We start from the raw sequence: 15,652 nt of genomic DNA on the forward strand, positions 1-15,652 counted from the left end.
CTTAGAAGTTTACTGGAGTGGGGGTGCTTTCGCTTCGCTTATCATCCTCCATCGCTGGTGTTAAGTCAACTTTCGAGGTCATATCTTTGGGTTTTTCAAACTCTTGTTTTGGAGTGGATTGTCTTTCTAAGACAGACTCTCGCGTCACACCTAATTGTTGATGAAGTTTGGCATTCACCGTTAAATTATCCTTTTGTTCGGTTTTGTGTTGTGGTGAATTTTCTGATGCCGCTTTCATACCCTCGCGAACAATGGATTTAATCTTTCCTTCTTCTATCTTGTTATTAATGGCATCAATAGCGGTACCAAAAAGATAAGTGGCCGCAAAAGTAACGCCAGCAACAATGGCAGCACCGGCTGCCACACCAATTCCCAATGCAGCCACAGCCAAGCCTGCCGGGGGGAATAGTAAAGTAAGGGCGACTAACCCACCAGCCGCTAGCAATCCAAGCCCAAGGCCCGCTTTAATTTTTGTACCCATATTTTTGGTAAAAGCGTTTTCAGGCCCCATTTCTTTTACTTTGGCAAAATTAGCGACCTTGCCGAAAAGGCCATTATCAGCGAAATTGGCTTTATCCTGAATTTCAAACTTTCCGCCGGAAACACCAGTATTGGCAGTATGATGAAGGGCCTGTATGGTAGTAAGTTCCCGATCAAGTTGTTCTACTTTACTGACTTCTTTACCATGTGTCCTTCGATGATCCAGAAATTCACCAGTGTATAACCCGTCCTCACTCATTGCTGTCCATAAAGCATTGCCAACAATTTTTTGCGCCAATCTTTGGCCACGATCATTATTACTCTTACATCCTTTCGTATTGGCGTAATCCAGCTCGCAGGAGAGAGAAGCCATTAAGGTTTGCAGCTTGAAATTATTTTTGCCATGATGCCAGGTGTTCTCATAATAGAGCTCTTGAGCTTGCATGAGGTAAGCGCATGAATTGTAAAAGTGCTGCAGTCTGGATTTGGTTTCAGGATCTGTTTCTTTATTCTGGATTACAGGGCTTATTTGTTCTTTAAGTTCTTGTAAAGCCTTATTGATTTGCCCTTTGTGTTCTGTGTAATAAGCCTTTCTTAAGGCATCGATTTGATTATGCAGTTCATAAATTGCTGATTCTTGTTTTTTAATGCTTTTTTCATAGCCATCAACCTGATTTTTCAATTGATCCAGCTTGGCTTGATCCCATTTTCCTTCGCCTTTCTGATATTCTTCGAAATAGCTGAATAATGCTTCTCGATAGGCTTCTTTCACCTCTTTTAATTCATTTTCTTTCCTGGTGATTTGTTGATTCAGATTGCTGGCGTCTGGGCCTTTTAATAACGTATGTAATGCGCCTGCTTTGTCGTAATCACCCAGGTTTTGTACCACTTTGTCTAAATTGCTGATGACGTCATCAGTCATTTGATTTACAAAACGCGCATTTTGGTTTTTTGTGACACTATTGTCAGAGAGCGGATTGAGCGCTCCAACCTGTCTAAACCAATTCACTCCCCAGGAACTCATACGCGCTTGATAACCAACCTCTGTTTCCACTTCTGTATTGGAGCCGGTTTGAATGGTGATTTTTGCTTTGGAGCCATCAAAAGCATCCATCATTTGCCGAACGTATTCAAATTGTTCTTTTTGATTTTCGGCTGCTACCCTTTGTCCGGCTGTTACAACTTGTGTATAACATTCCGTGACAGATAATGGATTGTGTTCTACATACAGCTTTATTAATTGTGCTCGTGCTTTCTCCGCATCAGGAGGAAGTTCATCAGGGCGATACTCTTCAGGAATTTTATTCCAAAGGTCTTCATTGGTCATTCGGTCAATTTGACGCTGTGCCAGGGTTTGGATGACTTCTTCCTGGTTGATTAAGGTGACCGCTTTGATAGCCAGCTTTTTATAGTCATCAGCACCCTTAAAATCAGAATAGGGCATGCGTGCGCCAGGACCAGAAAAACTATCATGGTGAATAGTCACGGTGCCATCAGAATGCCTTGTCCCGGCAATCATTCGCGCCATACTGCTGTTGCCCAGAACCAGGTCAGAGCGTTTATGACTTGTAGTGTCATGATCTCGGTTGACTTCAGATTTATCCTTGCCCATTAGTCTTTGTTGGCGTTTGGTGTACCTTCCACACGGAATGTACATAATAAATTGTTCTTCGCCTTCTTTAGAGTTGGGCGCTTTAAAGCGATGTATCAAGGTATCGCGATTATGACTGCGAACATTATGTCCCTCTTTATCCAGTGCTTTTAATTTATGACCTGAGGCTTTTGCGACAGCCTGTGTGAATTGCTGTAAACTGCCTTCGACTTTGGCTAACTGTTCCAGAAAGTCTTTATTGGCAGAACTTTTTTTACTTGAAAACAAATCCGCTTTTGCTTTGTCGGAAGGAATGGTTTCTGAAATGGACTTTTTGAAAGTTTTTGCCATTTCATCAATGGCATTCTTTCTCAAATCCTTCTCACCTTTGTTATCTTTGTCTATCAGAGATTTGGCAGCGGCTACAAGATTGTCTATATAATTATTCGCCTCTTGGATCACATCAGGTTGCCCTGTAACAGGCTTGCCATGTTTATCATATTGACTGTTCACCACCACGACTTGTTTCCCGTCCAGCATCGGGTCTTTGAATACCTGTCTTTCGCCGGAATAACCGTAGGCAAGATGCTGATTATGAGAAGGAACGGGTTCCAGATCACTTAATAAATGCGTTACATAGGTTTCTATATTTTCAGTGATTCGTGGCATGGTTTATTCCATATCATAACATTTATTTTATTATAGCTGGCAAACATTAACGTAAGATTAATAAGTTTTTTTGACACAAATTTTGCTTGCATTGAGTGATTGCATAGGGCTTCACTTAAAGACTGGACTGAAAAATAGAATTTAGTACTATTCTCAGAAAATAGTGAAGCCTGATAATTTCCTAGTAAAACTCAATAGTGGTGGTAGTCACATCCAAAGGCTCCGGATCATCGACATCTAAAATGACGGGCTCAACCACTGGAGCGGCAACTGTCACTTGTTGGTATTCAACTACTTCTGCTGTAGTACAACAGCAACCTGCAGTTGTTATAATAACAACGATCAGCATTATCCATTTCATAGCGAAACCTCTCGTCATAACTTAACCAAATTGTAGATTATTTGTTCAGATATTGCCAATGTTTTATGGATGCCTTTGCGTTTGTTCATCTGAAGAAGTTCAAATTCGTTTGAAATGGATTTATTCTTTGGAGTGTTTTCCATTGATGTAATAAAGGAATGCCAAAATTTGGGCTACGGCAATATAAAGCGCTTTGGGTATTTCTTCATTGAGGCGAACTTGAGATAAGAGCGCTGTTAATTCGGGATTTTGTTCGAGAGGAATGCCATGTTTTTTGGCTGTATTGATAATTTGCTGAGCAAATAAACCTTCTCCTTTAGCGGTTACTTTGGGAGGAGAATTGCCATCATAGCGTAATGCAACAGCGACAGGTTTCTTTCTTTTCATATTTTTATATCCAATAAACGAAGGTTTGTGGCATCGATATGATTTTCTTCCAACCCAACTTGCAGCTTCCATTCTCTTAAGTGAAGCCCCAATTCATAGAGCGTTTCTTCCAAATCCTTATGGTAATCATTGAGAAGTTGCAATGTTGAAGATTGCTGAGTATTAACCTTGATATCGATGTTTTTAGCGTAAATCGAAACCGTAGCTTGTATGCTTCCTAAATGGGATAAATTCAAAGCGAACGATATTGACCATTTAGACAGTTGCATAGGTTCTGCCTTGTGTTGCTTGATCATAATAGGGATTACATCAATGCCATCGGGGGTTTTTAAAGGAAAATCAAGCATGATCAGATAGGCTTCTTGATTCTCCTGCGATAAATAATTAATTTGATTTGTCGTGATTCGCGCTAATGCCTGTGTTACTTGCTCACGTAAAATATGGTGTACCGCCTCTGTTGATAGTCCAATAAGATTCAATATTGTGTCTTTAGTCAGTGGTTGAGGGATAGCTCCTGGTAAAGGAAGGGGCGCTTGCTGAAGAAAACCTGATTCCAATTCGTTCGGCAGATTGATTGGGAGTTTACTATCTGTGCCTAAACTGTGTAATAATTTAAAACACAACCCTTTAAAATCCGATTGTATTTCTCGGGGTATCTTTCCTTTTAACAATTTGGATTCTAAGAACACACCACTTTGACTAATCGCTTGCATAAGTTGATTAGGTAATTGAGTCAAAACAGGGATATTGCCTAAAATAGTTTTCATAACCTGATTGATGGGAGCCGATAAATTATTTTCTGCCATCAATTGAGTCAGTGTCTGTAAAAGATTAGTAGCTGGTGCTTGTTTTGGTAAATACTGAAGTAATGCATTTTGTAATAGAGATGAAAGCGGTGTTTTTTGTTGCACTTCAAGGATGGTTTCGGGGTGGTTCGCTATGACTTTTACTTCAAATAATTCTCCCGGTGTAAAATGATGAGATGCCTTTGCGTTGAGATTTTGTCCATTGATATTGATAAGAACCTGATCATTAGACAGTGTTGTGACAACAACCGTTTTCAGAATTTGTCCTACATAAAGTTCTGTCGTCGGTTTTGCTAATTTGATTTCTTGTCCAGGAGGGAATCTGACACTGGAGGTTTTGCTCATCTCGACCGACATACACCATCCTTATCATCAGTTAGACTGCTTTTTCTTATCGTCGTCCCCCGTTGGACTGTTTCGTAAGTTGTCTAATAAGTATATACTCATCGTCTTAATTATCGGCAGAATTATGAATTTCTTTATAGTTCGTTGGGAAAGGATACCAGGCATGGATATAAGAGTAATCATTACACAAAATGTAATTGAAATAGCTTTATTCATCTGGTCATTGCGCAATTTAAACAGGGTGTGGTGATGTTAGATAGAGCAAGTGTAGTGGATGAACAATTTCTGAAAAGAGTGTTGCAAGGGGATTTCCCACAATTAAGAAGCAGCATGAGCCCCGATACAGCAGAGTTGGACAAGAAAACTGCTATAGAATTTTTTGACTCACAAATTAAATCTCGGCTTCTTGATATTATTGCGAGACAATTAAAGGAAAAAGGCCTCTCTTTTTATACGATAGGAAGTAGCGGCCATGAAGGTAATGCGGTCTTGGGTCAGGTTTTTAGAGCGAGTGATATGGCGTTTTTGCACTATCGAAGCGGTGCCTTTTTCTTGCAACGAGCAAAGCAATTACCTGGAATCGATGGAGTAAAGGATATCTTGTTGTCATTAGTGGCTGCGGCAAGTGATCCTATCTCAGGGGGTAGGCATAAAGTCTTTGGCAGCGTCCCTTTAAATATCCCGCCTCAAACGTCGACTATCGCATCTCATTTACCAAAAGCTTTAGGTGCTGCTTTATCAATTACCCGGGCGAGAGAGTTAGGATTGCCAAGTAAACTGGCGCCTGATTCCGTGATACTTTGTTCCTTTGGTGATGCTTCAACCAACCATGCAACGAGCCAAGCCACATTGAATGCTTGCTCTTGGATAACCCAGCAAAATTATCCGCTACCGATTGTGTTTATTTGTGAAGATAATGGAATCGGTATCTCAGTGCCTACTCCATCCAGTTGGATTAAGTCATCCGTCTCCTCTCGTCCAGGAATCCATTATATTGAGTGTGATGGATTAAACATTGCTGATGTTTTTGCCAAAGCGCAGGAAGCGGACTATTTGGCAAGAGTAAAAAAACAACCCGTGTTCTTGCACATGCGTTGCGTCCGTTTGTTAGGCCATGCCGGTTCTGATATTGAATCGCAATACAACACTCAGGAAGAAATTGAGCAACGAGAAGCAAACGACCCTTTATTGCATACAGCAGGAATTTTGTACAGAGAGGGTTGGATGAGTTTGCAGGCAATGGTTGAGCTTTATCAGGACAATCGAGCTTTAATTGAAGCAAAAGCACTGGAGGCAATTAGAGAACCCAGAATGAGTTGTGTGGAAGAAATAATGGCTTCAATTGTTCCACGAGTTGAGAAAAAGCCAAAATACCTATTGCCAGATGATAATAGACGAGCGCAAGTATTTGCCGGAACTTATAATCAACTCACCCTAAAGCGTAATTTATGCCAGCAGATCAATTTTGCTTTGACCGATCTGATGATGCAGTATCCTAATATGTTGATTTTTGGAGAAGACGTAGGAAAGAAAGGTGGAGTTTATCGAGTTACAGCTGATTTACAGGCTCGTTTTGGGCAACGCAGGGTTTTTGATACCCTTCTCGATGAAACGACCATTATAGGTACCGCTATTGGTTTGGCACATAATGGCTTTATTCCTGTTCCGGAAATTCAGTTCTTAGCTTATCTGCATAATGCCGAAGATCAATTACGCGGAGAAGCATCCACTTTATCTTTTTTTTCAAGTGGCCAATATCAAAATCCTATGGTACTTCGAATCGCCTCTCTTGCTTACCAGAAGGGATTTGGCGGTCATTTTCATAACGATAATTCGATAGCCGTTTTACGCGATTTGCCAGGGGTTATAGTGGCTTGCCCCTCTAATGGCCCGGACGCAGCAAAAATGCTGAGAACATGTATACGTCTTGCCTATGAGGAAGGACGGGTTGTCGTGTTTTTAGAACCCATCGCCCTCTACATGACCAAGGATTTGTATAGCCCGGGAGATAATGGGTGGTTATTTGAATACCCGTCACCTGATGAAATGATTTCTCAAGGAGAGGTTGGCGTATATGGGGAGGGGGATACTGTTATTTTAACATATGCCAATGGATATTATTTATCTCGCCAGGCGGAAAAGGTTTTGCGAGAAGTACATAATATTTTTGTAAAGATTGTTGATTTGCGCTGGCTTAGCCCCTTGCCAAAAGACGCCATTTTAAAAGAAATTGCCAAGGCAAAACGTATTTTAATTGTCGATGAGGGTAGACAAAGCGGTTCAATTAGTGAAGGATTAATGACATTATTGATGGAAGAGGCTTCGCCACGTTTAAAAATCAAGCGGATTACGGGCAAAGATTGCTTTATTCCATTAGGAACGGCCTGGCAGTATCTTTTGCCAAGTCAGGAAAGTATTATAGACGCGGTAATCGCATTACAGTCAGATAAAAGGGAGAAGGAAAGTGGACGACTTGTTGTTTCTTGATGAACAATTACATGATGACGAGCGCATGATACGAGATAGTGTGTCTCGTTTTGTTAGCAATGACGTAATACCTTTGATGGCTGAATCCTATGAGCACGCCCATTTTCCAAAAGAGTTGATAAAACAATCTGCTGATCTGGGTTTGTTGGGCTTAACTTTACCTGCCGAATACGGCGGTGCGGAAGCTTCTTATGTTGCTTATGGTTTAGTCTGCCAGGAATTAGAGCGAGGTGATAGCGGTTTGCGCAGCTTTGTTTCTGTGCAAAGTTCTTTGTGTATGTATCCTATTTTTAAATTTGGCAGTGAAGAGCAAAAAAAACGCTACCTGCCGGAGATGGCTGCGGGGAATATTATAGGTTGTTTTGGATTAACTGAGCCAGACTCAGGATCTGACCCGGCCAGTATGCGCACTCATGCTAAAAAAGTTGAGGGTGGCTGGGTTTTGAATGGTGCTAAAATGTGGATCACCAATGCCCCTATCGCAGACATAGCAATAGTGTGGGCAAAAACAGAAGCAGGAATTCGCGGTTTTATTGTCGATACAAAATCTGAAGGCATGAGTTGCCCTGAAATTAAGTTAAAGATGTCTTTACGAGCCTCCATTACCGGGGAGCTGGTTTTTGATAATGTTTTTGTTCCAGACGAGAATTTATTGCCGAAAAGTGAAAAGGGTCTTGGAGCTGCGTTAAGTTGCTTGAGTCAGGCGCGTTATGGTATCGCCTGGGGCGCAATGGGTGCTGCCATGGCGTGCTTTGATATCGCGCGGGATTATTTGTTAGAACGTAAGCAATTTGCCAAACCTTTGGCCTCGTTTCAGTTGATTCAAAAGGATTTGGCTGATATGTATACAGAAATTATTAAAGCACAATGCCTTAATTTACAGATTGGGCGCTTAAAAGATCAGCACCGTGAGACACCCACTATGATTTCTCTGGCTAAGGGGAATGCTTGCCGTGAAGCATTGAAAATTGCGAGAAAATGTAGGAATCTAATGGGCGGGAATGGAATTAGCCTTGAGTATCATGTCATTCGGCATATGCTTAATCTGGAGTCGGTCTTCACTTATGAAGGTACCGATAATGTGCATACTTTGGTGTTGGGAAGACATATAACGGGAATTAATGCTTTTGGTTAAGGATTTTTCTGCTTTTATCGAGTTAGTTCTGAATACCACAAGATAATTATTCTTAATCCGTAATGATTACGGTTCCAGTTCCCTTTTCTTATGGAAAGGGGAACTGCTTAAGCTTTTTTGATTTCAGAGTTGAGCGATTGCTTGCCAGATTATGACGCTGAATTAGAAAGGTATGGTCCTGCCATGGCTTATTTTATGGATATTCGATGTAAAACGGTTTTATACAAACAATTACAGGAGTTTAATATGATTAACATGAAGTTAAAAGCAACTTTGATAGCCTGTTTGTCCGTTCTAACTTTAAGCAGTTATGCAAATTCATCAGAAAATAAAGAAGCCATTTTACAACAGTGTCATGACTTGGCTTCAACAGTAGCCTCTTTGGTTTCCAGCCAGGCTAAAAAAACCTGTGCGGAAAAATTGGTTATTGCTTCATTACACATTGATACAGCGGCGGACTGGATTGTAGAGGATGTTCATTCTGCAGCAAAACAAGAATTAGATAATGCCATTTATTCTTTGCAATATGCTGAGCTGAATAGTTGTAATCGCTATATACAGATATCTCATTCCAAACTGGAAGCACAAAGAATAAAAAGCCTATTATAGAAATAGAAAATAATGGTTATATTTTTTGAAAAAAGGTCTCTTTGCTTATAGGGCAATGAGACTTTATGTCCAACTGAAGTAGCAGTTTAGCCTGTCATTAACTCCATATCACCCGATGGTTTTTTGAGTCTTTTCCCAGCAAGGGGCAGAAGGTATTCGGTAAACTAATCCTTGCCAAATTTCTTATCTTTCTATCCCTGCTACACTTAAATATAGAGAAGATTATATTTAAGGGCAGCAATATGATTGAGTTAGAGCCAGAACCAGACACAGTCCTGGATCCTAAAGATATTTTGACTGAGGAAATGAAGTTGGAAGGGTCAGATAATGATATGGATCATAATCAATTCACCCGTGGTGATGAAGTGGATTTAGTCGGTGATGGTGTTCCTGGATATGAAACAACAGGACAAGATGGAACAGATGATGAAATTGAAGAGCAAAGAGAAGCTCGCTATACTCCTACCTTGAACCCTAATCCCAAAAATGTGCCTTGATCTCCGTAATGAGGTTCAAGGTGTAGTTTATTGTAAATTTTTTGCAAAATTTACCAAATTGCCAAATGAAACATTCATTTTAAATTATCATCTGCCTGTTAGTAACTCCAAGGTTTAAAATAATGGTAGTGGCAAAGAAAAGAGAAGAAACGCAAAAAGATGAACGTGCACGTGCAATTGAAAATAATCCCTGCAGTATCTGTCGTTCATTAGGATTACCTTTTTGTCGTGGTCATGGCGGCGGTTCTGGGGGCGGCGGATCGGATAGTGCTTCTGACGACAAAGTGGACGATAATGAACATCAATTGCTCGCACCAAAGAATCCTGCCAATGTTACAAACATAGAGCAACTACTATTGCATAGCGGCCTATGGCATTTGCCAGAGGATGAAGATTTTGTTTTTGAATTTAAAGACCCCCTTGCTTTAGTCAATATGACTCTGAACATGGAGCTTGGTTTATTAATGTTGCAAGGCAAGCGCGAGCTTAGCAATGAAGAGCAGAATGCTCTGGATGAGTTGTATGATACGATTGCACAGGAATTTAACCTTTTTAAAAATTCAATAAAAGACCCACAGGTTCCTCTGGAAACAATGGCACTCGCCAGAGAGGGTAATAGTTTGACTATAAAGATACCCAGCCCTAAATATTATGATTTGTTTGTGCAACAGTTGATGGAAAAAAATTTGTTACCCGGCAACGCACCAGTTTTGCAACATCAAAACCAATCAGTGAAACATCCGGAAAAATCGGAAGCGGCTAAGGATTTATTAATGGAAGAATATAAGTCATCCTTGCCTAATCCATTTGATATTAGCCGCGGCCCTAAATTACCTGATTGGATATAATCTTTCCCAGGTAGGGATGAGCGGAAAAATTTCTCCATCATGCTATTCTTAATTAAAGTGAGTTATGGATAAGAATTATAGTAAGAAGCAGTCGATATCCAGGAGCCGTTCAGGCTGAGGGATGCATAAGCATCGTTTCGAAGCCTCGGCACGAAACATTAAATTCCATACAAGGCTTCGAGACAGTATTAATGCCTCCTCAGCCCGAACGATTGGAGATAACAGCCTATCTTATCCATAACTCACGTTAATCAAAAAGATCAAAATGACCCTGAAATTTTTCCAATGATACGGATGACACTATATGACGGCGCCCGAAATTACCTTATCCAGAGTGTACTCTCCACCGGAACATAAAGAAGGGCTATGGATATTTGTAGACCGATTATGGCCTCGGGGAATAAAAAAAGACAGTATTCCTTTGGATATGTGGCTGAAAGACATAGCTCCAAGCCCGGCTTTGAGGAAATGGTTTCATCAAGAGAGTGATCATTGGCATGAGTTTGCAAAGCGGTATGCCCAAGAGTTAAAAGAGAAACCCGAATTGATAGAACATGTTTTGGCGTTCGCAAGCACTTCACCAGTCACTTTGTTTTATGCGGCAAAAGATCTTCAACATAATCATGCGCTGGTACTTCAGAAAGTTCTAAAATCGTGGCCAAAAATACCAGAAATCAAGTAGAGCCTATTGCAGGAAAATAAAACTCAGACAAGCCCGGAACTTATACTTTACTCCAGGGCAAGATCATACCTTTTTGACCAGTAATTATCATTTAGTATGATTTTTCAGTGATTTGTGATCAAATACTCATTTTTTGGATGACAAGAAATGAGTTTTGTAGAAAATTTTTCCATACTTAAAGATCCTCGTAGCGAAATAAATCAGCGCCATAATCTGCTAGATATCTTATTTTTAGCAGGTACTGCGGTGATGTCTGGAGCTGAGGGATGGAAAGACATAAAGGATTTTGGAGAAGAAAAGCTTGATTGGCTAAGACAATATCGGGATTTTAAGCATGAGATACCAGCCGATGATACCATAGCTCGTGTAATTAGTGCTCTTGATTCAGAGCAGTTCACGTTGTGTTTTGTAAATTGGGTGAATGAACTTCGTTCGAAAGATGGTCGAGAACAAATAGCAATAGATGGAAAAACTCTACGCCGCTCATATACAGGTGACCGCACCACAGCCTTACATAGCATTACTGCATGGAGTAAACGAAATGGGTTGATATTAGCTCAAATGCGCTCTAATGGAAAAGCAAACGAAAAAGCCAGTGTGTTAGAAATGCTAGACCTCTTGGAGCTTAAGGGAGCAATTGTTACTGCCGATGCTATGAATACAGAAAAGAAGATAGCTAAAAAAATACATGATAAAGGCGGAGACTATGTGCTTTGTGTTAAAAACAACCATAAAAAACTATTGAATGAAATTAAGGATTATTTTCATATCATGGAAAGAGACCATCGAGAAATCTGGTCACAAAATTACTTCGAAGAAGTGGACGCAGGCCATGGACGCATAGAAACAAGAACATGCCGGCAAATCGTAATTAGTCCATGGATTGAAGGTTACGCCGACTGGCAAGGATTACAAACCGTAATTGAAGTAACGCGAACACGTGAAATAAAAGAAAAAACCGGCACTGAAGTACAATACTATATCAGTTCCTTGCCCTTAGAGCCTAAATAAATTGCAGATGCTATCAGAGAGCATTGGGCAGTCGAAAACAAAGCTCACTGGGTGTTGGATGTGACCTACAAAGAAGATGACTCAAGAATACGCAGAGACAATGCAGCAGAAAATCTAGCCTTGCTTCGTAGGTTTGCACTCAATCTGGCTCGACTTCATCCTCAGAAAAATAGCATGAAGGGAAAACTAAAAAAGGCTATGTGGTCTGATAAATTTAGAAGTGAACTCTTGATTGGGCAAATTCAGGGCAAAGTATGATTTTGCCCTGTACTTTACTCATGATAGTAAACCATAACCCTTGTTATTTTAGCCTTATTTAGATATCATGCCTAACCAATCGGGGCGTAGCGCAGCCTGGTAGCGCACTAGCATGGGGTGCTAGTGGTCGAAGGTTCAAATCCTTCCGTCCCGACCATGAAATCTCTTTTAAAATCAGTAAGTTGCATCTTCACAGTAAACTCTTTTAAAAATCAAAAATTCTGCTAGGTGTACTTCTGGGTGTACTTTGAAACTGAAGAGACCAGATGCAGGTTTGCTATATTTGGGCTCTTCCCCAAATCCGGGGGCACTAATCAAGAACACAAAACTTTAACCCTTAACCTATAATTTTCAAAATTTCTAAATCCATAAGCACGTCGTTGAATGAGCTTCATCTTACGATGGAACCCTTCAGTAATGCCGTTGTTTTTAGTAAACCGCCACATAAGGCAGCCGTTTCCTTGGGTTAATATATTAAAATCCTGTATAAGCTTTATTTGAGCTTCGGAGCGAATAGGAATCTTCCTATCCTTGCTATTAAAAGTGATTTCTCGTGTTAGTAATAATTCATGTTCTTGAATATGCACCCCGGGCAAAATTCGCATGGCTTCGCTCATGGTCAAACCAAAATGAATTTGAAAGCCCAAAAGGATTTTGGCAATGGGATCATTAATATTATCAAGCAAATTAGCAGAGGATTTTCGAGTTTTCTTCCTAATTTTCTTAGTTTGCAAACCAAGACTGAGATTATCAATATTCTCTGCCTTATGACCTAGATGGCAGAGGAATTTACGGATGATTGTCATGTAATTCATTAGGGTCGAGGGTTTAACTTTTTTCTTATGCCAATGTTGAAGCAGTTGTTGCAAATGGATTGGGGTCAAACAAGGCCAATTGGATGGAGCAAGCCCAAGCACAAAGAGATCCTCTATCATTCTAAGGATAACAAAGCGGCGGTATTTTTTGTCGCGAGGACTACCGCTATTATCATGATCCAGATACTGGTTCGCTATTTGTCTTAAAGAGTTTTTGCGCATAGTTTTATTCAATCAATTTATTTGCCTTGTCTTTGGTTTAGTGCTAGTCGAGCGATTCACTCAAAGAGGATATCCAGCTTGTGCTGCAAGGCTCGAAATAGTGGGGCAAATCAAAGGTTAATGATTATTATGGTACAACGGTTTTTTGTGGTTTATCTCCTTATTGTTTAAATACAAAAACGCACGGCATTCCAACAGCAGCTGCCGCTGATCCATGGTTAATAAAGAAGTGATTATTAACTTATCTACCCGATGGTAGCCTATCCTAGAACTACAGAATCCCGACTAGACGTCCAGCCACAGGTTATGGGATGAGAGTGGCTTAGCATAAGACCCGAAGGTTTCGCCTGAGTTGCACAGGCTCATCAGTTATGCTTATGAAAAATTTAGCAAAGGTGAGATCTGGGGGCAATAGGTTTTAGAGGAATATTTTGTTCAATCCTACGGTGTGGGATTGAATTTTATTTGTTAATTGGTTGATTTTAACATTAGATTTTTTATAAGTATTCCTGCGTCACTGCAGAGATATTGCAGTGACGCATTAAGTTATTATTTCTTTGCGATGACTTCATGATCATTAGTAAGTAAACTTGCTTTCTATTGCCGTAAACCAGCTTTTTATTTCCTCATAGCCATTGCGTTCTTTTAAACGCTCTAATGTCATATTATTAGCTACATCTTCATTTAGCCAGTTTTTGATAGTACGTCTTTGGATTCTTCCTTGTCCATTTAATTGAGCTCTGATCTCACTTTCAACATCACAGTCATCTGAGAGTATGAAGTTAAAAGTATGGTCAACAATTGGTTTTAAAGTGTCATTAATTGCATCTATATGAAGGTAGTTTTCCATTTCTCTTTTTGTCGTAAGGAAAGCTTCTGAACCATCCCTTCTTAAGCAAACTTTATCTTTAGCATCTTGATATTTATACTTTCCATTTCTCAACTCATCTCTATCGTAAATATGTACTTCTGGAAGTCCAATGTTTCGTAGATAGTGTTGATTTACCCATTCTTGTAATGTACTCCCTCCAAGGACTACAAATGCAACTCTAGGATCTGTAAAAATGTCGGTGATATTATTGTCCTCAACTTTGAGTAGTTGGTTTATTCGTTTAAGAAATTGGAGATCGTGAGGTCCCTCCATACACACTAATACTTTTGCACGTTTGTCAGGAATAATACCCAAATCTTTAATAATTTTTTGGATTATTTCGTCGTTTGCCATAAATATTTTATTATTGTTTTCATCATGAGATGAAACATATCGAACTGAATTAATGGGTAGGAGAGATGCTAAAGCAGGTACATGAGTTGTTAACATTACCTGGCAGCCATCTACTTCAGCAATGGTTTGTAATGCTTCAATAACTTTTCTTTGATTATATGGGTGTTGGGCTGTTTCTGGTTCTTCTATTGCATAAATTATATTATTTTTTTTATGTTTTTCTCTAAGTCTCTCAGCCTCCGCGCGAAAAAAACTGAACAATATTAATCTACGAACTCCACTGCCTCTCTTATTGATAGGAATTTCATCTTCTCCAGTGAGTGATATTTTAAAAAGACTATCCCACTTAGGATCAGATTTAAAAACTGGTTTAAGTTGTGATGACAACGTTTCATCGAAATCAGCAAGTTTTTTAATAGTGCGTTGAGCGACATCAATAGTATGCATTTTAACTTTTTCTTTTACAGCGTCCAATTCAGTTTGTACATCTTCAATGGCTTGTTTAATTGCGACTTTCAGTGGATCTTGTACTTCAGAGTCCTCATCAGTAGATGGGCGATCAGCCCTGAATAAAGCATACTCTGGTAAGTGCTTTGAAAGTTGCTCCCAGATTGCTTTCGCATCCTCCTTATCTAGTTGTATTAAAGATGGTTTTAACTGCAGTTCACTCAAACTTTCCCAAAGAGCTTTTCTCAATGCAGCGCTAGAACGTTTATCTACTCCATTATCGATACCGGACGTTTTGGCTAACGTTTTTAATTCATTGATTTTTTTTGATAATAAATCCTCATAACCCTTAGCTGTTGGATGGTTTGCTATAGCATATATCTTCGCTTTTTTTAGATTCCCATCAGAAAATTCATGTACTTTATGAATTTCTAATTCTCCATTACAGTTTAATAGGTATTCATTTTTAAGCGTGGTTGTGGTTGTTGAGTCAATAACGATTTGCTCCGGGAAATTATCAAAAACACAACCAATTCGTAGTTCACCATTTTTTCCTGCATGAACACAGTAATCTGAAGAATCAATTTTTGCTAATGGATGGTCAAAAAAAATAGCTAATGCATCAAAAATTGAAGATTTTCCAGCGTCATTTTTACCAATAAAAGCGGTTAGTTGATCCACTTCTATCGTATGTTTATTTTTATATCCACGAAAATTTTGAAGTATAATTTTTTTGAGAAGCATTATTTTCTCCATTATTCGAATCTATAACTGCCT

At 39.6% G+C, this 15,652-nt stretch carries 11 protein-coding genes, 1 tRNA gene and 3 pseudogenes; 8 read left to right on the plus strand and 7 right to left on the minus strand.

The genetic code is table 11. The features are described 5' to 3' along the window. Position 1: 1 nt before the first annotated feature. The 4 genes from sidF to OQI99_RS14250 form a co-directional block, all read right to left on the minus strand. Entirely contained in the window at positions 2-2,740 is a 2,739-nt protein-coding gene (gene sidF, locus OQI99_RS14235) for a Dot/Icm T4SS effector PI phosphatase SidF (protein ID WP_265732211.1), read from the minus strand. A 181-nt stretch (positions 2,741-2,921) separates the two neighbouring features. Beyond that, positions 2,922-3,101, minus strand: a complete 180-nt coding sequence (locus tag OQI99_RS14240; RefSeq protein ID WP_011216460.1) for a hypothetical protein — start codon at positions 3,099-3,101, stop codon at positions 2,922-2,924. Between the two features lie 120 nt (positions 3,102-3,221). Continuing rightward, positions 3,222-3,488, minus strand: a complete 267-nt coding sequence (locus tag OQI99_RS14245) for an EscU/YscU/HrcU family type III secretion system export apparatus switch protein (RefSeq protein ID WP_027224812.1) — start codon at positions 3,486-3,488, stop codon at positions 3,222-3,224. Then, a complete protein-coding gene (locus OQI99_RS14250) occupies positions 3,485-4,651 on the minus strand; it encodes a flagellar hook-length control protein FliK (RefSeq protein WP_061514744.1) in 1,167 nt (388 codons plus the stop codon). Before OQI99_RS14250 ends, OQI99_RS14245 begins: the two co-directional genes overlap by 4 nt. Before the next feature lie 237 nt (positions 4,652-4,888). Here OQI99_RS14250 and OQI99_RS14255 point away from each other — a divergent pair, with 237 nt between their 5' ends. The 8 genes and pseudogenes from OQI99_RS14255 (at position 4,889) to OQI99_RS14290 (ending at position 12,323) form a co-directional block, all read left to right on the plus strand. Further along, positions 4,889-7,126 (plus strand): dehydrogenase E1 component subunit alpha/beta, encoded by a 2,238-nt coding sequence (locus tag OQI99_RS14255; protein ID WP_061513773.1) that lies wholly within the window; start codon positions 4,889-4,891, stop codon positions 7,124-7,126. A gap of 25 nt (positions 7,127-7,151) precedes the next feature. Further along, positions 7,152-8,261 carry an acyl-CoA dehydrogenase family protein gene (locus tag OQI99_RS14260; RefSeq protein WP_322783724.1) on the plus strand — a complete coding sequence of 370 codons (1,110 nt, stop codon included), beginning with the start codon at positions 7,152-7,154 and terminating at the stop codon, positions 8,259-8,261. Positions 8,262-8,456: 195 nt separating this feature from the next. Continuing rightward, entirely contained in the window at positions 8,457-8,870 is a 414-nt protein-coding gene (locus OQI99_RS14265; protein WP_050069646.1) for a hypothetical protein, read from the plus strand. A 242-nt stretch (positions 8,871-9,112) separates the two neighbouring features. Beyond that, positions 9,113-9,367: a hypothetical protein gene (locus tag OQI99_RS14270; RefSeq protein ID WP_010948278.1), complete on the plus strand. Its 255-nt coding sequence runs from the start codon at positions 9,113-9,115 to the stop codon at positions 9,365-9,367. 95 nt (positions 9,368-9,462) lie between these two features. After that, positions 9,463-10,215, plus strand: coding sequence for a hypothetical protein (locus OQI99_RS14275; protein ID WP_080446627.1), 753 nt, complete (start codon positions 9,463-9,465; stop codon positions 10,213-10,215). A gap of 304 nt (positions 10,216-10,519) precedes the next feature. After that, positions 10,520-10,897, plus strand: coding sequence for a DUF488 domain-containing protein (locus OQI99_RS14280; protein ID WP_265732212.1), 378 nt, complete (start codon positions 10,520-10,522; stop codon positions 10,895-10,897). Between the two features lie 147 nt (positions 10,898-11,044). Then, positions 11,045-12,166, plus strand: a pseudogene (locus tag OQI99_RS14285) (ISAs1 family transposase). 80 nt (positions 12,167-12,246) lie between these two features. Next, a tRNA-Pro gene (locus OQI99_RS14290) sits at positions 12,247-12,323 on the plus strand. Positions 12,324-12,480: 157 nt separating this feature from the next. On the opposite strand, the pseudogene OQI99_RS16275 reads toward OQI99_RS14290, so the two are convergent. From OQI99_RS16275 to OQI99_RS14305, 3 genes and pseudogenes are all read right to left on the minus strand, one after another. Next, positions 12,481-12,612: pseudogene (locus OQI99_RS16275) on the minus strand (transposase); the annotation flags it as partial. 333 nt (positions 12,613-12,945) lie between these two features. Beyond that, positions 12,946-13,203: pseudogene (locus tag OQI99_RS14300) on the minus strand (phage integrase N-terminal domain-containing protein); the annotation flags it as partial. A gap of 577 nt (positions 13,204-13,780) precedes the next feature. Further along, positions 13,781-15,619 carry an ATP-binding protein gene (locus OQI99_RS14305; protein WP_265732213.1) on the minus strand — a complete coding sequence of 613 codons (1,839 nt, stop codon included), beginning with the start codon at positions 15,617-15,619 and terminating at the stop codon, positions 13,781-13,783. Between the last annotated feature and the right edge of the window lie 33 nt (positions 15,620-15,652).

The organism is Legionella sp. PATHC039, assembly GCF_026191275.1.
Classification (GTDB): Bacteria; Pseudomonadota; Gammaproteobacteria; order Legionellales; family Legionellaceae; genus Legionella; species Legionella pneumophila.

Coding starts and splice junctions, on each gene's coding strand:
- sidF (WP_265732211.1), bottom strand. CDS start 2,740: ATGCCACGAATCACTGAAAATATAGAAACCTATGTAACGCATTTATTA.
- OQI99_RS14240 (WP_011216460.1), bottom strand. CDS start 3,101: ATGAAATGGATAATGCTGATCGTTGTTATTATAACAACTGCAGGTTGC.
- OQI99_RS14245 (WP_027224812.1), bottom strand. CDS start 3,488: ATGAAAAGAAAGAAACCTGTCGCTGTTGCATTACGCTATGATGGCAAT.
- OQI99_RS14250 (WP_061514744.1), bottom strand. CDS start 4,651: ATGTCGGTCGAGATGAGCAAAACCTCCAGTGTCAGATTCCCTCCTGGA.
- OQI99_RS14255 (WP_061513773.1), top strand. CDS start 4,889: ATGTTAGATAGAGCAAGTGTAGTGGATGAACAATTTCTGAAAAGAGTG.
- OQI99_RS14260 (WP_322783724.1), top strand. CDS start 7,152: ATGATACGAGATAGTGTGTCTCGTTTTGTTAGCAATGACGTAATACCT.
- OQI99_RS14265 (WP_050069646.1), top strand. CDS start 8,457: ATGGATATTCGATGTAAAACGGTTTTATACAAACAATTACAGGAGTTT.
- OQI99_RS14270 (WP_010948278.1), top strand. CDS start 9,113: ATGATTGAGTTAGAGCCAGAACCAGACACAGTCCTGGATCCTAAAGAT.
- OQI99_RS14280 (WP_265732212.1), top strand. CDS start 10,520: ATGACGGCGCCCGAAATTACCTTATCCAGAGTGTACTCTCCACCGGAA.
- OQI99_RS14305 (WP_265732213.1), bottom strand. CDS start 15,619: ATGCTTCTCAAAAAAATTATACTTCAAAATTTTCGTGGATATAAAAAT.